Source organism: Pseudomonas sp. HMSC08G10 (genome assembly GCF_001808425.1).
GTDB lineage: Bacteria > Pseudomonadota > Gammaproteobacteria > Pseudomonadales > Pseudomonadaceae > Aquipseudomonas > Aquipseudomonas guariconensis.
In genome coordinates this window covers 32,669-49,250 of sequence record NZ_KV793328.1, presented here as the reverse complement: position 1 = coordinate 49,250, position 16,582 = coordinate 32,669, and the positions used below count along the sequence as shown (strand labels likewise).

Genomic DNA, 16,582 nt, shown 5'->3' with positions numbered 1-16,582 from the left:
CACACGGTTTGGGTGGCAGCTGTACGCGGAGTGGTAAACCGGACTGGAGGCACTCCCGGCAGGCAAAAGCCTCCCGCGCACAGCCGCCATAGGCTGCAAATGCTCCAGAATTGGCGGGTTACCACACCCGATCACCAAGTTATTGGCGACGGTCTGGAGCCTAGAGACATGGGTTCCCTGCCGGAAGGTGCCGGCAGCTGACGGATAGGTAGGGTATTTCCCTAAATTCCAGCTGGACAGCCGGGCGGAGGAAATCAGAAAAGTCCTGCAATACCTGGGGCCGCGTGGCGGTCCATCGCCGGGCCCTCCCTGGGTCAGCCGGCCCGAACGACCTCGCCTGTCACCAGGTCGCGAATCACGCTCGGATTCTTCCGCCCACCCAGCGCTCCGCCGAGCACGAGGTCCAATTGGCCATGAAAATACTGCTCCACCCGCAACCGGCTCTTGGCCGCCGGGCGCCCGCCTGGGTTGCACGAGGTGGAAATCAGCGGCCCTACCAGCGCGCACAGCTCGCGCACCAAGGGATGATCGCTGACCCGCAGGGCCACGGTGTCGTGCATCCCGGTCACCCATTCAGGCAACAGGTCCTGGTGCGGTACCAGCCAGGTGTTCGGCCCAGGCCAGGTGCTGCCCATGCGGTCGATCCAGTCCTGTGGAAAATCCTCGAACAGGAAATCGAACTGTCGAATGTTGTCAGCGACCAGAATCAGCCCTTTATCCACAGGCCGCGACTTGAGCGCCAGCAGGCGATACACCGCGTCCTCGTTCCATGGGTCGCAGCCCAAGCCCCAGACCGCTTCTGTCGGATAGGCGATGACCGCACCTGCCCGAATCTCACGTGCGGCTTGTTGCACACGCCAACTGCTCACCATTTTGTCTCTCCGCATTTAAGCCTGATGCGCAGTGTACTTAGCTGTTTCGGGCAAACCAACGCCCAGCTTCGTTGCTCACCCGCCCACCCAGCTCCAGTTCCGTGAGGCTGGCCAGCACCTGGGCCAGGGGCTGCCCGCTGCTGAAGGCCAGGGCTTCGCTGGTCTGGGGCGCGGCATGCAGCAGGGCGAGCAATGGGTGGTCCGAGTTTTCCACAGGTGCAGGGGGCAGGATTTGCCAGCCTTTGAGGCTGTCGAGGATCTGCTCAACGCTTTCAACCAGCAACGCACCATCGCGGATCAGCTGGTGGCAGCCCTTGGAGCCGGGGTGGTGGATCGAGCCGGGAATGGCGTACACCTCCCGGCCTTGCTCGGCCGCCAGTCGCGCGGTGATCAGCGAACCACTGGCCAGACTCGCCTCGACCACTAGCACCCCTAGCGACAGACCGCTGATGATCCGGTTGCGTCGGGGAAAATTCGCGGCATGCGGATTGGCATCCAGGGGAAACTCCGACACCAGCGCACTGCCACCCTCGATCATGTCCCGGGCCAGCTCGCGATGGCGCTGTGGATAAAGTTTTTGCAGACCCGTGCCGAGCACGCCGATGGTGTGCCCACCGGCCTGCAATGCCGCCCGATGAGCGGCACCATCGACCCCCAGAGCCAACCCGCTGGTGATGGTGAAACCGGCCTGGGCAAGACACCGGGAAAACGCCTTGGCGGTGTCCAGCGCGGGGGGCGTTGCGCGGCGACTGCCGACGATGGCCAGTTGCGGACGCTCGAGCAAGCCAGGGTCGCCGGCCACGAAGAGCAGCGGCGGGGCTGTGTCCGTTTCAGCCAGCAGCGCGGGATACGAAGGCGCGTCCCACATCAGCAAATGCTGGCCCGGACGCTCTAGCCAGGCCATTGCGACGGCAGCGCCGTCACGAACTTCGGCGCTGCGACGGGCCTCGGCACAGGCCGCCGGCAAGCCCAGCGCACGCCAAGCGCTGGCGGGAGCTGTGAGGGCCGAAGCGGCATCGCCGAAGGCATCGATCAGGGCGTGGAAACGTCGCGGGCCCACCTCGGGCAGCTGATGCAAACGCAGACGCGCCTCGAGTTCGGCGGGTGGACAGGCGGGCACAACAGGCATGTTCATGGCGGATCGTCCTTGATCGGCGAGGGGTCATCCACGTGGTACAACCTGTGGATAACTTTGTTGATAATACTTTGACAAGCTGTCCATGGAATGGACCTGATGCAGTCCTTTCACACCCTAGCCGAGCTTTGCCAGGTGCCGAATGCCCCGATTCCCTTTATTATGTGTGCTCAGTTTTCAACCGAACGCACAGTGACTGCCTGACCTTATGGCCATCTTGAACATTCTCGAATTCCCGGACCCGCGCCTGCGCACCATCGCCAAACCGGTGACGGAGTTCGACGACGCCCTGCGTCAGCTGATCGACGACATGTTTGAAACCATGTACGAAGCCCCTGGCATCGGCCTGGCCGCCACCCAGGTCAACGTGCACAAGCAGGTCGTGGTCATGGACCTCAGCGAAGACCGCAGCGAGCCGCGCGTCTTCATCAACCCCAGCGTCGAAGAGCTGACCCACGACATGGGCCAGTACCAGGAAGGCTGCCTGTCGGTGCCGGGCTTCTACGAGAACGTCGACCGCCCCCTGCGTGTGCGGGTCAAGGCCCAGGACCGCGACGGCAAACCGTTCGAACTGGAATGCGAAGGCCTGCTGGCAGTGTGCGTGCAACACGAGTTCGACCACCTCAACGGCAAGCTGTTCGTCGACTACCTGTCACAGCTCAAGCGCGACCGGATCAAGAAGAAGCTGGAAAAGCAGCACCGCCAGCAAGCCTGATCCCCACCTTCCAGAAGGCTTGCTTCGGCAAGCCTTTTTCTTTTTCAAAGCGAGAACTCCATGCGCATCGTCTTCGCAGGCACCCCAGAGTTTGCCGCCGAACACCTCAAAGCCCTGCTCGACAGCCCCTACGAAGTGGTGGCCGTCTACACCCAGCCCGACCGTCCGGCTGGCCGTGGCCAGAAACTCATGCCCTCAGCGGTCAAGCAGCTGGCCGTTGAAAACGCCATCCCGGTGTACCAACCGCAGAGCCTGCGCAACGCCGAGGCCCAGGCGGAGCTTGCCGCGCTCAAGCCAGACCTGATGGTGGTGGTCGCCTACGGCTTGATCCTGCCTCAGGTGGTGCTGGATATCCCGCGCCTGGGCTGCATCAACAGCCACGCCTCTCTGCTGCCGCGCTGGCGCGGCGCCGCGCCTATCCAGCGGGCAGTCGAAGCCGGCGATGCCGAAAGCGGCGTGACCGTGATGCGCATGGAGGCCGGCCTGGACACCGGCCCCATGCTGCTCAAGGTCGTGACCCCGATCAGCGCCGAGGACACCGGCGGCACCCTGCACGACCGCCTCGCCCAGATGGGCCCGGGCGCCGTGGTGCAGGCCATTGCAGGCCTGGCAGACGGCAGCCTGCAAGGTGAGGTTCAGGATGACGCCCTGGCCACCTATGCCCACAAGCTGAACAAGGACGAAGCACGTATCGACTGGAAACGCCCAGCCATCGAGTTGGAGCGTCTGATCCGCGCTTTCAACCCGTGGCCGGTGTGCCACAGCACCCTGGACGGCGAGAGCGTCAAGGTCCTGGCTGCGCAGTTGTCCACAGGCAAGGGCAACCCTGGCGAGATCCTTTCCGCCAGCAAGGATGGCCTGGTGGTCGCCTGCGGCGAAGGTGCCCTGAGCCTGACCCGCCTGCAACTGCCGGGCGGCAAGCCACTGGCCTTCAGCGACCTGTTCAACAGCCGCCGCGAGAAGTTCGCAAGCGGCAAGGTGCTCGGCCAATGAATCCTCGCCTGGCCGCCGCCCGTGCCCTGGCCGCCGTACTCAGCGGCAAGGCCTCGCTCAACAGCTCATTACCCGCGCAACTGGACAAGGTCGAGGAGCGTGATCGCGGCCTGGTCCAGGACCTGGCCTTCGGCACCGCCCGCTGGCAGCCACGCCTGGATCTACTGGCCGCCCAGCTGCTGCAAAAGCCCTTCAAGGCCGCCGATGCTGATGTTCAGGCCTTGCTGCTGGTCGGCCTGTACCAGCTGTTCTACACCCGCATTCCGGCCCACGCCGCCATTGGCGAAACCGTCGGTTGCGCCGACAAGCTCAAGAAGCCGTGGGCCAAGGGCTTGCTCAATGCCGTGCTGCGCCGCGCCCAGCGTGAAGGCGAGGCACTGCTCGCCGACATGGAGCGCGACCCAGTGGTGCGCACCGCTCACCCACGTTGGCTGCAAAAGGCGCTCAAGGCATTCTGGCCGCAGCAGTGGGAAGCGATTTGCGCTGCCAACAACGCCCATCCGCCGATGATCCTTCGGGTCAACCGCCGCCACCACAGCCGTGACGCCTACCTGGCGCTACTGACCGAGGCCGGTATCAGCGCCAGCCCTTGCCAGTACAGCCGCGATGGCATCCTGTTGGCCGAAGCCTGTGACGTGCGCGGCCTGCCAGGCTTCGCCGAGGGCTGGGTCAGCGTGCAGGACGAGGCCGCGCAACTGGCCGCCGACCTCATGGAACTGGCGCCCGGCCAGCGCGTGCTGGACGCCTGCTGCGCCCCGGGCGGCAAGACCTGCCACCTGCTCGAAGCCGAAGCCGGGTTGGCCGAAGTGGTCGCCATCGACCTAGAAGCCAAGCGCCTGGCGCGGGTGCGCGAGAACCTCGACCGCCTGCAGCTGGACGCCCAGCTGATCGCCTGCGATGCCCGCGACACCGCCAGCTGGTGGGACGGCAAACCGTTCCAGCGCATCCTGCTCGACGCGCCCTGCTCGGCCACCGGTGTCATCCGCCGTCACCCGGACATCAAGCTGACCCGCCAGGCTGACGACATCCCGGCCCTGGCCGCGCTGCAAGGCGAGCTGCTCGATGCCCTGTGGCCGACCCTCGAAGTCGGCGGCATGCTGGTCTACGCCACCTGTTCGAGCCTGCCGACCGAAAACACCGAAGTGATCGACGCCTTCCTCGCCCGCACCCCCGGTGCCCGCGAGCTGGACCTGGCACTCGAGGCCGGCCTGCGCCAGCCCCACGGCCGACAGCTGCTGGCCCAAGAAGGCGGCCACGACGGTTTCTACTATGCCAAGCTGATCAAGATCGCCGCCTCGCGCGGATAAGCACAAGGACTAGGAGTAGCGGATGAAGATCATCATCCTCGGCGCAGGGCAGGTGGGCGGCACGCTGGCAGAGCACCTGGCCAGCGAAGCCAACGACATCACCGTGGTCGACACCGACGGCGACCGCCTGCGCGACCTCGGCGACCGCCTGGATATCCGTACCGTGCAGGGCCGCGGCTCGCTGCCCACGGTGCTGCGCCAGGCCGGCGCCGACGACGCCGACATGCTGGTGGCGGTGACCAACAGCGACGAGACCAACATGGTGGCCTGCCAGGTCGCCTATTCGCTGTTCCACACCCCCACCAAGATCGCCCGGGTGCGCGAGTCAGCCTACCTGACTCGTGAAGAGCTGTTCGACAACGACCACATCCCGGTGGATGTGCTGATCAGCCCGGAACAGGTGGTGACCAACTACATCAAGCGCCTGATCGAGCACCCCGGCTCCCTGCAGGTGATCGACTTCGCCGACGGCAAGGCGCAACTGGTGGCGGTCAAGGCCTACTACGGCGGCCCACTGGTGGGCCAGCAGCTGCGCCAGATCCGCGCCCACATGCCCAACGTCGATACCCGTGTGGCGGCCATCTTCCGTCGCGACCGCCCCATCACGCCGCGAGGCGATACGGTGATCGAAGCCGACGACGAAGTCTTCTTCATTGCCGCGCGCAAGGACATCCGCGCGGTAATGGGCGAACTGCGCCGCATCGACGAGACCAACAAGCGCGTGGTCATCGCCGGGGGCGGGCAGATCGGCGAACGCTTGGCCGAGGCCATCGAAAGCCGTTACCAGGTGAAGATCATCGAGATGAGCCCGACCCGCTGCCGCCATCTCTCCGACACCCTGGAAAGCACCGTGGTGCTGCAGGGCAGCGCCTCGGACAAGGACCTGATGCTCGAGGAGAACATCGCCGACGCCGACATCTTCCTGGCCCTGACCAACGACGACGAGGCCAACATCATGTCCTCGTTGCTGGCCAAGCGCCTGGGTGCACGCAAGGTGATGACCATCATCAACAACCCGGCCTATGTGGACCTGGTCCAGGGCGGCGATATCGACATCGCCATCAGCCCGCAGCTGGCTACCATCGGCACGCTGTTGGCCCACGTGCGCCGAGGCGACATCGTCAGCGTGCACTCGCTGCGCAGGGGCGCGGCGGAGGCCATCGAGGCGGTCGCGCATGGCGATGCCAAGTCGAGCAAAGTGATCGGCAAGGCCATCGAAGACATCGCCCTACCGCCAGGCACGACCATCGGCGCGATCATCCGCGACGAGCAAGTGCTGATCGCCCACGACGATACAGTGATCGAAGCGGGTGATCATGTGATCCTGTTCGTTGTGGATAAAAAGCACATCCGTGACGTGGAAAAGCTGTTCCACGTGGGCCTGAGTTTCTTCTAAGGAGAAAACGGCATGCGCGAATCGCTGGAAAAGATGCTGGCCAAGGGTGTGGATAACGCCCTGCTGCGCTTTGGCCTGGGCAAGGCGTGGCTCGATGAAGGCAACGGTGCCGAGGCGGCGGTGCACCTGGCTCGGTGTGTGGAGCACGATCCGAAGTACTCGGCGGCGTGGAAGCTGCTGGGCAAGGCCTACCAGCTACAGGGCGACCTGGCGGCGGCACGCAAGGCCTGGGAGGAGGGGATCGCGGCGGCGCAGTCCCATGGGGACAAGCAGGCCGAGAAGGAGATGGCGGTGTTCCTGAAGAAACTCGACAAGGCGGCAGGTTGACGCGGTCCCTATGGGGGCGGGTAAACCCGCTCCCACAGGGGCCCTGCTGAAACAGGCAGAGTTGTATTGAGCCTGTTCCAGCGGCGGTGGATAACTCAATACCAGCGCGCTTCGCCCGCCGGACGCTTCTTGAAGCGCTTCATGCTCCACATGTACTGGCTTGGATACTCGCGTACGTAACGCTCGACGACCTTGCTCATGGCGGCGGCCGCCACGGTCACATCCTCGCTGTACATCTCCTCGGGCGCAGCTTCCAGGAACACCTTGAAGCCAGAGCCATCCGGCAGACGCAGCGCATGCAGGAACACGCCTACCGCCTTGCCGCCCGCCAGCATGTTGGGCACGAACTTGCTGGTCAACGCCTGGGTGCCGAGAAATGGCACGAACACTCCAGCGGACTCGGCCGGCTCCGGGTCGGCCGGAATTCCCACCTGACCGCCCCGACGCACTTCCTTGATCACGCTGAGGATGCCTTCCTTGGTCGAAGGCGCCACGCGGTTACCCATCTGCACCCGCTGCTCGCGCAGCAGATCATCCACAGCTTTGAGCTTGGGTGGGCGGTAGAAGATGATCGGTTTGCACTGGCTGCAATAGAAGTGGTTCAACACTTCCCAATTGCCCAAGTGACTGGTGATACCCACAACGCCCTTGCCCGAGGCCAGGGCCTGCTCCAGGACCTCCAGGCCATGCACTTCCTTGATCAGCTCCAGCGAGCGCTGGGGAGGCCAGATCCAGGCGCAGGCGCTTTCGACGAAGGACTTGCCGATGTCCTTCAGTGCACGGCCCACGAGTTGCTCGCGCTCGGCCGGGTTCATTTCCGGGAAGCACTTGGCCAGGTTGATGCGCACCACATTGCGCGAACCGTTGGGGATCTTCCACATGAGCCAGCCGATACCCGCGCCGACCCGCTGCACTGCGCCCCAGGGCAGCTTGGCGAACAGTCGCAGCACCCCGACCATCAGGGCGCCTTTGAATTTTTCCACAGCCGGATTCCTTATTTCTGCAAGGCGGGCATTGTAACGCTTCAGCGCAGCAACGCGGCGTAGCGATCACAGTCGGTGGTGTGGTCCATGACCATGCCGGTGGCCTGCATGAAGGCATAGCAGATGGTCGGCCCGACGAACGTGAAGCCGGCCTTCTGCAGGGCCTTGCTCATGGCCCGGGCCTCGTCGGTAACCGCTGGCACCTCGCCGCGCGTTTTGAAGTGGTTGATCCTGGGCGCGCCACCGACGAACGACCACAACCACTCGGCCGGGTTATCCACAGCCAGCCAGGCCTGGGCATTGCGCCGCGCGGCCTTGAGCTTGAGGCGATTGCGGATGATCCCCGCGTCGAGCATCAGCTCTTCGATCCGCTCGTCGCTCATCTGCGACAGCTTCACCGGGTCGAAGCCATGCAGTACCTCGCGGTAGCGCTCGCGTTTCTTCAATACCGTGATCCACGAAAGCCCGGCCTGGAACCCTTCGAGCAAAAGCATCTCGAAGAGCAACGCCGGGTCACGCTGAGGCGTTCCCCACTCCTGGTCGTGATAGGCCTGGTACAAAGGATCGTCGGTACACCAGAAGCAGCGTGGCATAAGGCTCCATTCCATGGGTAGAGGGCGAGGCGAATCGGGTTATACTCCCGCTCTTTACATCCGCATCCCCAGATACAGGTGAATTTCGTGAGCCAGCCTACGCCAGCCGTGCGTACCTTCCAAGACCTCATCCTCGCCCTGCAGCAATACTGGGCGGAGCAAGGTTGTGTGGTGCTTCAGCCCTACGATATGGAAGTAGGCGCCGGCACTTTCCATACCGCCACTTTCCTGCGCGCCGTCGGCCCGGAAACCTGGAACGCCGCCTATGTGCAGCCTAGCCGTCGCCCAACCGACGGACGGTATGGCGAAAACCCCAACCGCCTGCAGCACTACTACCAGTTCCAGGTGGTGCTCAAGCCGAACCCGGCCAACTTCCAGGAGCTGTACCTCGGCTCGCTGAAGGCGATCGGCCTGGACCCGCTGGTCCACGACATCCGTTTCGTCGAAGACAACTGGGAATCGCCGACCCTCGGCGCCTGGGGCCTGGGTTGGGAAATCTGGCTCAACGGCATGGAAGTGACCCAGTTCACCTACTTCCAGCAGGTCGGTGGCATCGAGTGCTTCCCCGTTACCGGTGAAATCACCTATGGCCTGGAGCGTCTGGCCATGTACATCCAGGGTGTGGACTCGGTCTATGACCTGGTCTGGGCCGACGGCCCGTTCGGCAAGGTCACCTATGGCGACGTGTTCCACCAGAACGAAGTGGAGCAGTCGACCTACAACTTCGAGCACGCCAACGTCGAGAAACTGTTCGAGCTGTTCGACTTCTACGAAAGCGAAGCCAACCGCCTGATCAAGCTGGACCTGCCGCTGCCGACCTACGAAATGGTCCTGAAGGCGTCCCACACCTTCAACCTGCTCGACGCCCGCCGCGCCATCTCGGTGACCGAGCGTCAGCGCTACATCCTGCGCGTACGTACCCTGGCCCGGGACGTGGCGCAAAGCTATCTGCAAGCCCGCGCACGCCTGGGCTTCCCGATGGCGACCCCTGAACTGCGTGACGAAGTGTTGGCTAAGCTGGAGGCTGCACAATGAGTGCTCAAGATTTTCTGGTCGAACTGGGCACCGAAGAGCTGCCACCGAAGGCCCTCGCCAGCCTCGGCGACGCCTTCCTGGCCGGCATCGAGAAAGGCCTGCAGGCCGCCGGCCTGAACTACACCGACAAGCAGGTCTATGCCGCCCCGCGCCGTCTGGCCGTGCTGATCCGCCAGCTGGACGTGCAGCAGCCTGACCGCAGCATCAACATCGACGGCCCGCCCCGCCAGGCCGCCTTCGACGCAGAGGGCAACCCGACCCAGGCCGCCCTGGGCTTCGCCAAGAAATGCGGCGTCGACCTGGCCGAGATCGACCAGAGCGGTGCCAAGCTGCGCTTCTCGCAGCACATTCCAGGCAAGGCTACCGCCAGCCTGCTGCCAACCATTGTCGAAGACTCGCTCAACGACCTGCCGATCCCCAAGCGCATGCACTGGGGCGCCAGCCGTGAAGAGTTCGTGCGTCCGACCCAGTGGCTGGTGATGCTGCTCGGCGACCAGGTCGTCGAATGCACCCTCCTGGCCCAGCAGGCCGGTCGCGAATCCCGTGGCCACCGCTTCCACCACCCGGAAAACGTGGTCATCACCACCCCGGCCAACTACGTCGAGGACCTGCGCAAGGCCTACGTGCTGGCCGACTTCGCCGAGCGTCGCGAGCTGATCGCCAAGCGCACCGCGGAGCTGGCCATGCAGCAGGAAGGCACCGCTGTCGTGCCGCCGGCACTGCTGGACGAAGTGACCGCTCTGGTCGAATGGCCTGTGCCGCTGGTGTGCTCCTTCGAGGAGCGTTTCCTGGAGGTGCCGCAGGAAGCCTTGATCACCACCATGCAGGACAACCAGAAGTACTTCTGCCTGTTGGACAGCGAAGGCAAGCTGCTGCCGCGCTTCATCACCGTGGCCAACGTCGAGAGCCGTGATCCGAAGCAGATCGTGCTGGGCAACGAGAAGGTCGTGCGTCCGCGCCTGACCGACGCCGAGTTCTTCTTCAAGCAGGACAAGAAACAGCCGCTGGAAACCTTCAACGAGCGCCTGAAGAACGTGGTCTTCCAGGCTCAGCTGGGCACTGTCTACGACAAAGCCGAGCGCGTTTCCAAGCTGGCTGCGTTCATCGCTCCGCTGATTGGCGGCAATGCCCAGCGCGCAGGCCGCGCAGGCCTGCTGTCCAAGTGCGACCTGGCCACCGAGATGGTCGGCGAATTCCCTGAGATGCAAGGCGTTGCCGGCTACTACTACGCCCAGAACGATGGCGAGCCGGAAGACGTGGCCCTGGCGCTGAACGAGCAGTACATGCCGCGCGGTGCTGGCGCCGAGCTGCCGCAGACCCTGACCGGTGCCGCCGTGGCCATCGCCGACAAGCTCGACACCCTGGTCGGCATCTTCGGCATCGGCATGCTGCCGACCGGCAGCAAGGACCCCTACGCGCTGCGCCGCGCCGCCCTGGGCGTGCTGCGTATCCTGATCGAGAAGCAGCTGGACCTGGACTTGACCACCGCGGTCGAGTTCGCCGTCAAGCAGTACGGTGCCAAGGTCAAGGCCGCCGGCCTGTCCGAGCAGGTGCTGGAGTTCATCTTCGACCGCCTGCGCGCGCGCTACGAAGACGAAGGCATCGACGTCGCCACCTACCTCTCGGTGCGTGCCCTTAAGCCGGGCTCTGCCCTGGACTTCGATCAGCGCGTACAGGCCGTGCAGGCCTTCCGCAAGCTGCCTGAAGCCGAAGCCCTGGCCGCGGTGAACAAGCGCGTGTCGAACCTGCTGAGCAAAGCCGAAGGCGCCATCGCCGAGCACGTCGAGCCCAAGTACTTCGACAATGCCAACGAGTTCTCCCTGTATTCGGCCATCCAGCAGGCCGACCAAGCCGTGCAACCGATGGCTGCCGCGCGTCAGTACAGCGAGTCGCTGGCCCGCCTGGCCGCCCTGCGTGATCCGGTCGACGCCTTCTTCGAGGCGGTGATGGTCAACGCCGAAGATGCCAAGGTCCGCGCCAACCGTTATGCCCTGCTCAGCCGCCTGCGCGGCCTGTTCCTGGGCGTGGCCGACATCTCGCTGCTGGGGTAAGCCTTGAAACTGCTGATTCTTGATCGAGACGGAGTGATCAACCACGACTCCGACGCCTACATCAAGTCGCTGGATGAATGGATTCCCATTCCGGGCTCGATCGAGGCCATCGCGCAGTTGAGCAAGGCGGGCTGGACGGTGGCCGTGGCCACCAACCAGTCCGGCATCGCCCGCGGCTATTATCCGCTGGCGACCCTGGAGGCCATGCATGCGCGCCTGCGCGCGCTAGTGGCCGAGCAAGGGGGGGAGGTGGGTTACATCGTGCATTGCCCGCACGGCCCGGACGACGGTTGCGATTGCCGCAAACCCAAGCCTGGCATGCTGCGGGCGATTGCCGAGCATTATCAGGTCGATCTGGCTGGCGTCTGGTTTGTCGGCGACAGCAAAGGTGACCTGGAGGCCGCCCTGGCCGTCGATGCACAACCTGTGCTGGTGAAGACCGGCAAAGGACAAAGGACGCTGGAAAAAGGCGTTCCGCAAAACACTTTGATTTTCGACGATCTGGCAGCCATCGCCAGAGAACTAATTTAAGTAGTGCGCCCGCTGTGGCGCACTTTTCCTTAGGCGGGCAGGCCCCGCAACGGTACATGCCACTATGTCGATCCTGCAGGCGATCAGAATCTTTCTTTTTTACCTGCTGTTGGGCACCAGTTCGCTGCTGTGGTGCTCGCTGAGTTTCTTCGTCGCACCGTTTCTGCCGTTCCACAAGCGCTACCGGTTCATCAACGTTTACTGGTGCCGCTGCGCCGTATTCCTGGCACGGGTGATCTTGGGCATTCGCTACAAGGTCACCGGCGCCGAGAATGTGCCCAAGGAGCCCTGCGTGATTCTGTCCAACCACCAGAGCACCTGGGAGACGTTCTTCCTGTCCGCCTATTTTTCGCCGCTGAGCCAGGTGCTCAAGCGTGAGCTGCTGTACGTACCGTTCTTTGGTTGGGCAATGGCGATGCTTCGCCCGATCGCCATCGACCGGAAAAACCCGAAGGAGGCCCTGCGCCAAGTCGCCAGCAAGGGCGACGAGCTGCTCAAGCAGGGCGTGTGGGTACTGATCTTCCCCGAGGGCACCCGGGTCCCCCACGGACAGATCGGAAAGTTTTCCCGAGGCGGCACCGCCCTGGCGGTGAATGCCGGGCTGCCGGTGCTGCCGATCGCGCACAATGCAGGCAAGTTCTGGCCACGTGAAGGTTGGGGCAAGCGCCCGGGGACCATCGAAGTGGTGATCGGCGAGCCGATGTACCCGGTGGGCACTGGCCCGCGGGCGATCGCAGAGCTCAACGACCGCGCCCAGGCCTGGAACGAGGCGGCCCAGCGGGCCATGGGATCGCTGCCGCCGGTAGCGGAAAGCCAGGCGGAACACAATGTTTGACGATCTGTGGATAACTTGTGAGCAAGTTTTGGATCATTACCTCGAAATGCTACTTAAGTTATTGATTTAAAAGATTATTTCTTTGTATGACCTTTTCTTGAAAATCGTGCATAAGTTTTTTCGCAGCATAAAAAAACCGGCTTTTACGCCGGTTTTTTTTGTCCGCAGCACCGCTGATAGCGTGAAGACTTGCGGGAGCGGATACACCCGCTCCCGCAAACTACCCTGCGCGCGACCAAGGCCAGGCACTAGACCTTGTCGATATCCACATCCTTGGTTTCTTTCAGGCAGAACAACCCCACCACCAGACTCACCCCGGTAATCAGCACCGGGTACCACAGCCCATAGAAGATATCCCCGGTGTACACCACCAAGGCGAACGACACGGTCGGCAGGAAGCCACCGAACCAGCCATTGCCAATGTGATACGGCAGGGACATGGAGGTGTAGCGGATGCGGGTCGGGAACAGTTCGACCATCACTGCCGCCAAAGGCCCATAGGTCATGGTGGCAATCAGGATCATGGCGACGATGAGCACCACCACCATCACCTGGTTTACGCTCGCGGGATCCGCCTTGGCCGGGTAGCCAGCCTGCTCGATGGCCGAGCGCATGGCCGCCTCGTCAAACCCATCGATGCGCTGCTCGCCGATGGTGACCTGCACCGCAGATCCCGCTGGCGCATCCACCGAGCTGTACGGCAGGCCTTGCTTGACCAGGAACGTCTTGACCTTGTCGCAAGGGCTGTCGAAACGAGCCTTGCCCACCGGGTCGAACTGGAAGGTGCAGCCTTGTGGATCGGCCGTAACGACGATCGGCGCCTGCCGGCTGGCCGCATCGATTTGTGGGTTGGCGTAGTGGCTCAGCGCCTTGAACATCGGGAAGTACAGCACCGTGGCCAGTAGCAGGCCGATCATCAGGATCGGCTTGCGCCCCACTCTGTCGGACAACCAGCCGAAAAACACGAAGAACGGCGCACCAATCACCACGCTGATGATCAGCAGGGTATTGGCCTGGGCCGGGTCCATCTTGAGCATCTGGGTCAGGAAGAACAGCACATAGAACTGCGCCGTGTAGAAGGTTACGGCCTGGCCGGCGTTGATACTGAACAGCGCGGTCAACACGACCTTGAGGTTCGGCCAGGAGGTGAAAGATTCGCGGATCGGCGATTTACTGACCTTGCCTTGGGCCTTCATCTTCACGAAGGCGGGCGACTCTTCCATGCTCATGCGGATCCAAGTGGAGATCGCCAGCAGGAAGATCGACAACAGGAACGGCAACCGCCAGCCCCAAGCCTCGAATTGGTCACCACTGATGTAGCGGCTGCCCAGCACGACGACCAGCGAAAGCAGCAAACCAAGCGTTGCGGTGGACTGGATGAACCCGGTATGAAAACCACGCTTGCCAGGCGGTGCGTGCTCGGCGACGTAGGTTGCCGCGCCGCCATACTCACCGCCCAGAGCCAGGCCCTGAAGCATGCGCAGCACCACCAAGATGATGGGTGCGGCGATGCCGATGCTGGCATAGGTGGGCAATAGACCAACGGCGAAGGTCGACAGGCCCATCAGCACGATGGTCACCAGGAAGGTGTACTTGCGCCCGATCATGTCACCCAGGCGGCCGAAGACCAGCGCGCCGAACGGGCGGACCAGAAAGCCGGCTGCAAAGGCCATAAGCGCGAAGATGAACGCCGTGGTGTCGTTGACCCCTGCAAAAAACTGCTTGCTGATCACCGCCGCCAATGCGCCATAGAGAAAAAAGTCATACCACTCGAACACCGTCCCGAGGGATGACGCGAAAATGATCTTACGTTCCTCACGTCGGCTGACCGTACTGGCAGCCGTACCTTGCTCTTGGATGTAATCCGACATCGTTGCTGTCCTCGGCCCGCAGGCCACAGTGATTATTGTTGTTTTCCACTGTCGGCGGCCTCTGACCGCAAGCCGCCGGTGTTGCACGCACCCGGGTCAGGGCGTCGGTATCGCGGTGTCGCTGAGGTTGGTCTGGGTGAGAGCCCCCTTGAGGATCAGTTGCGCCGCCTTCTCGGCGATCATCAACGTGGGTGAGCAGGTATTGCCCGAAACGATCTGCGGCATGATCGAGGCATCGGCTACCCGAAGGCCCGGCACGCCATGAACGCGCAGCTGGTTATCCACAACATCCAGTGGGCCGCTGCCCATGCGGCAGGTGCCCACGGGATGGAAGATAGTGGTGCCGATCTTGCCGGCGGCCTCGTGCAGTTGTTCCTCAGTCTGCAGGGCCGGGCCGGGCAAGTATTCACGCGGATCGAACGCTGCCAGGGCAGGGGCCTGCACGATGCGCCGAGTGACGCGAATGGCATCGGCGGCGACTTTGAGGTCTTGCGGATCACTCAGGTAATTGGGATCGATCAATGGCGCAGCAAGCATGTCCGCGCTGCGGATATCGATGCGGCCGCGGCTGACCGGGCGCAGGTTGCACACCGAGGCGGTGAACGCCGGGAAGCGGTGCAACGGCTCGCCGAAGCGCTCCAGCGACAAGGGTTGTACGTGGTACTGCAGGTTGGCGGTGGCCTGCTCGGGACCCGACCGCACAAAGGCACCCAACTGGCTAGGCGCCATGGCCAACGGGCCACTGCGGTCATAGAGGTAGCGCAGGCCCATGCCCATCTTGCCCCATAGACTGTTGGCCATCTGATTGAGCGTGCGGGTGTTGCGGATCTGGTAGATCAGGCGCAGTTGCAGGTGGTCCTGCAGGTTGCCGCCCACACCCGGCAGCTCATGACGAACCCCGATGCCCAACCCCTCGAGCAACTTGCGCGGCCCGATGCCAGAGCGCTGCAGGATGCCAGGCGAGCCGACCGAACCGGCGCACAGAATGATCTCCCGTCGCGCCTTGAATGCCTGCCAGGCCCCTTGCCAGCGGGCTTTGACCGCTGAGGCCCGGGCATTCTCGAGGATGATCTGGTCGACCTGCACACCGGTGAGCACCGTGAGGTTTGGACGCCCTTGCACCGGCCGAAGGAAGGCCTTGGAAGCATTCCAACGCACACCGCTGCGTTGATTGACCTGAAAGTATCCACAACCTGCGTTGTCGCCGGTGTTGAAATCCGCCACCTTGGCGATGCCGCTCTGCTCGGCAGCATCGCGGAAGGCATCGAGGATCGGCCAGCTGTAGCGCTGCTGTTCGACACGCCATTCGCCCTCGGCGCCATGGCTGTCGCTGGCACCGGCGAAGTGGCGCTCGCTGGCTTTGAACAACGGCAACACATCCTTCCACGCCCAGCCGTCATTGCCTTGTTCGGCCCAGCGGTCGTAATCGGCCGCCTGGCCGCGCATGTAGATCATGCCGTTGATCGAGGAGCACCCACCCAGCACCTTACCCCTTGGATAACCCAGGCTGCGTCCACCCAAGCCTGGCTGCGCCTCGGTCTTGAAGCACCAGTCGGTGCGTGGGTTGCCGATGCAGTAGAGGTAACCGACGGGAATGTGAATCCAGGGATAGTTGTCGCGGCCACCCGCCTCGAGCAGCAGAACGCGGCAGGAAGGGTCGGCGGACAAGCGGTTGGCCAGCAGGCAACCGGCTGGACCGGCACCGACGACCACATAGTCGAAGACTGAATCGGCTGATGGCATGTGAAACCTCGCGCCTGATTTTTATTCTTGTCCCTGACCATCTTATTGATTAATTTCGAGGACGAAACACGAGATTTCGCGCAGCCGCTGTGCGTTTTAGCACAGCGCTATACCTGAGCCGGCCCCTTCGCGGGTAAACCCGCTCCCATAGGTTATCGCCGAACTCAGGATCGGCGGAGAACCTATGGGAGCGGG

15 protein-coding genes are annotated in these 16,582 nt (G+C 63.4%); 9 read left to right on the top strand and 6 right to left on the bottom strand.

The genetic code is table 11. The features are described 5' to 3' along the window. Nucleotides 1-314: 314 nt before the first annotated feature. Nucleotides 315-872: an L-threonylcarbamoyladenylate synthase type 1 TsaC gene (locus HMPREF3173_RS19165; protein ID WP_043207599.1), complete on the bottom strand. Its 558-nt coding sequence runs from the start codon at nucleotides 870-872 to the stop codon at nucleotides 315-317. Nucleotides 873-909: 37 nt separating this feature from the next. Continuing rightward, a complete protein-coding gene (gene dprA, locus HMPREF3173_RS19160; RefSeq protein ID WP_371906697.1) occupies nucleotides 910-2,007 on the bottom strand; it encodes a DNA-processing protein DprA in 1,098 nt (365 codons plus the stop codon). 208 nt (nucleotides 2,008-2,215) lie between these two features. Here dprA and def point away from each other — a divergent pair, with 208 nt between their 5' ends. Genes def through HMPREF3173_RS19135 form a run of 5 tightly spaced genes read left to right on the top strand, consistent with a single transcriptional unit; the run spans nucleotide 2,216 to nucleotide 6,745 of the window. Beyond that, nucleotides 2,216-2,722, top strand: coding sequence for a peptide deformylase (gene def / locus HMPREF3173_RS19155; RefSeq protein ID WP_016394290.1), 507 nt, complete (start codon nucleotides 2,216-2,218; stop codon nucleotides 2,720-2,722). A gap of 60 nt (nucleotides 2,723-2,782) precedes the next feature. Then, a complete protein-coding gene (fmt, locus tag HMPREF3173_RS19150) occupies nucleotides 2,783-3,715 on the top strand; it encodes a methionyl-tRNA formyltransferase (RefSeq protein WP_043207598.1) in 933 nt (310 codons plus the stop codon). After that, on the top strand, nucleotides 3,712-5,022 hold the full coding sequence (rsmB, locus tag HMPREF3173_RS19145; RefSeq protein ID WP_070575641.1) for a 16S rRNA (cytosine(967)-C(5))-methyltransferase RsmB: 1,311 nt from the start codon (nucleotides 3,712-3,714) through the stop codon (nucleotides 5,020-5,022). The genes fmt and rsmB overlap by 4 nt, the downstream gene beginning before the upstream one ends. A gap of 22 nt (nucleotides 5,023-5,044) precedes the next feature. Then, the gene (gene trkA, locus HMPREF3173_RS19140; protein WP_070575638.1) at nucleotides 5,045-6,418 is read left to right on the top strand and encodes a Trk system potassium transporter TrkA; all 1,374 of its coding nucleotides are present in this window, start codon (nucleotides 5,045-5,047) and stop codon (nucleotides 6,416-6,418) included. Between the two features lie 12 nt (nucleotides 6,419-6,430). Further along, nucleotides 6,431-6,745: a tetratricopeptide repeat protein gene (locus HMPREF3173_RS19135; protein WP_070575633.1), complete on the top strand. Its 315-nt coding sequence runs from the start codon at nucleotides 6,431-6,433 to the stop codon at nucleotides 6,743-6,745. A 95-nt stretch (nucleotides 6,746-6,840) separates the two neighbouring features. Here HMPREF3173_RS19135 and HMPREF3173_RS19130 read toward each other — a convergent pair whose 3' ends face one another. Both HMPREF3173_RS19130 and HMPREF3173_RS19125 read right to left on the bottom strand, forming a co-directional pair. Next, nucleotides 6,841-7,728: a lysophospholipid acyltransferase gene (locus HMPREF3173_RS19130; RefSeq protein WP_043207587.1), complete on the bottom strand. Its 888-nt coding sequence runs from the start codon at nucleotides 7,726-7,728 to the stop codon at nucleotides 6,841-6,843. Between the two features lie 41 nt (nucleotides 7,729-7,769). Beyond that, nucleotides 7,770-8,321 (bottom strand): DNA-3-methyladenine glycosylase I, encoded by a 552-nt coding sequence (locus tag HMPREF3173_RS19125; RefSeq protein WP_043207586.1) that lies wholly within the window; start codon nucleotides 8,319-8,321, stop codon nucleotides 7,770-7,772. 87 nt (nucleotides 8,322-8,408) lie between these two features. Here HMPREF3173_RS19125 and glyQ point away from each other — a divergent pair, with 87 nt between their 5' ends. The 4 genes from glyQ to HMPREF3173_RS19105 all read left to right on the top strand — a co-directional run bounded on the left by glyQ (nucleotide 8,409) and on the right by HMPREF3173_RS19105 (nucleotide 12,773). After that, complete coding sequence (gene glyQ / locus HMPREF3173_RS19120; RefSeq protein ID WP_043207584.1) at nucleotides 8,409-9,356, top strand: glycine--tRNA ligase subunit alpha; 948 nt, start codon at nucleotides 8,409-8,411, stop codon at nucleotides 9,354-9,356. Continuing rightward, nucleotides 9,353-11,407: a glycine--tRNA ligase subunit beta gene (gene glyS / locus HMPREF3173_RS19115; protein WP_070575630.1), complete on the top strand. Its 2,055-nt coding sequence runs from the start codon at nucleotides 9,353-9,355 to the stop codon at nucleotides 11,405-11,407. Before glyQ ends, glyS begins: the two co-directional genes overlap by 4 nt. Before the next feature lie 3 nt (nucleotides 11,408-11,410). Continuing rightward, nucleotides 11,411-11,938 (top strand): D-glycero-beta-D-manno-heptose 1,7-bisphosphate 7-phosphatase, encoded by a 528-nt coding sequence (gene gmhB / locus HMPREF3173_RS19110; protein ID WP_043207580.1) that lies wholly within the window; start codon nucleotides 11,411-11,413, stop codon nucleotides 11,936-11,938. Nucleotides 11,939-12,002: 64 nt separating this feature from the next. Continuing rightward, nucleotides 12,003-12,773 carry a lysophospholipid acyltransferase family protein gene (locus tag HMPREF3173_RS19105; protein ID WP_070575627.1) on the top strand — a complete coding sequence of 257 codons (771 nt, stop codon included), beginning with the start codon at nucleotides 12,003-12,005 and terminating at the stop codon, nucleotides 12,771-12,773. A gap of 248 nt (nucleotides 12,774-13,021) precedes the next feature. On the opposite strand, the gene HMPREF3173_RS19100 is transcribed toward HMPREF3173_RS19105, so the two are convergent. Both HMPREF3173_RS19100 and HMPREF3173_RS19095 read right to left on the bottom strand, forming a co-directional pair. Next, nucleotides 13,022-14,644, bottom strand: coding sequence for an MFS transporter (locus HMPREF3173_RS19100; protein WP_070575624.1), 1,623 nt, complete (start codon nucleotides 14,642-14,644; stop codon nucleotides 13,022-13,024). Nucleotides 14,645-14,740: 96 nt separating this feature from the next. After that, nucleotides 14,741-16,387 (bottom strand): GMC family oxidoreductase, encoded by a 1,647-nt coding sequence (locus tag HMPREF3173_RS19095; RefSeq protein WP_070575620.1) that lies wholly within the window; start codon nucleotides 16,385-16,387, stop codon nucleotides 14,741-14,743. Nucleotides 16,388-16,582 lie beyond the last annotated feature (195 nt).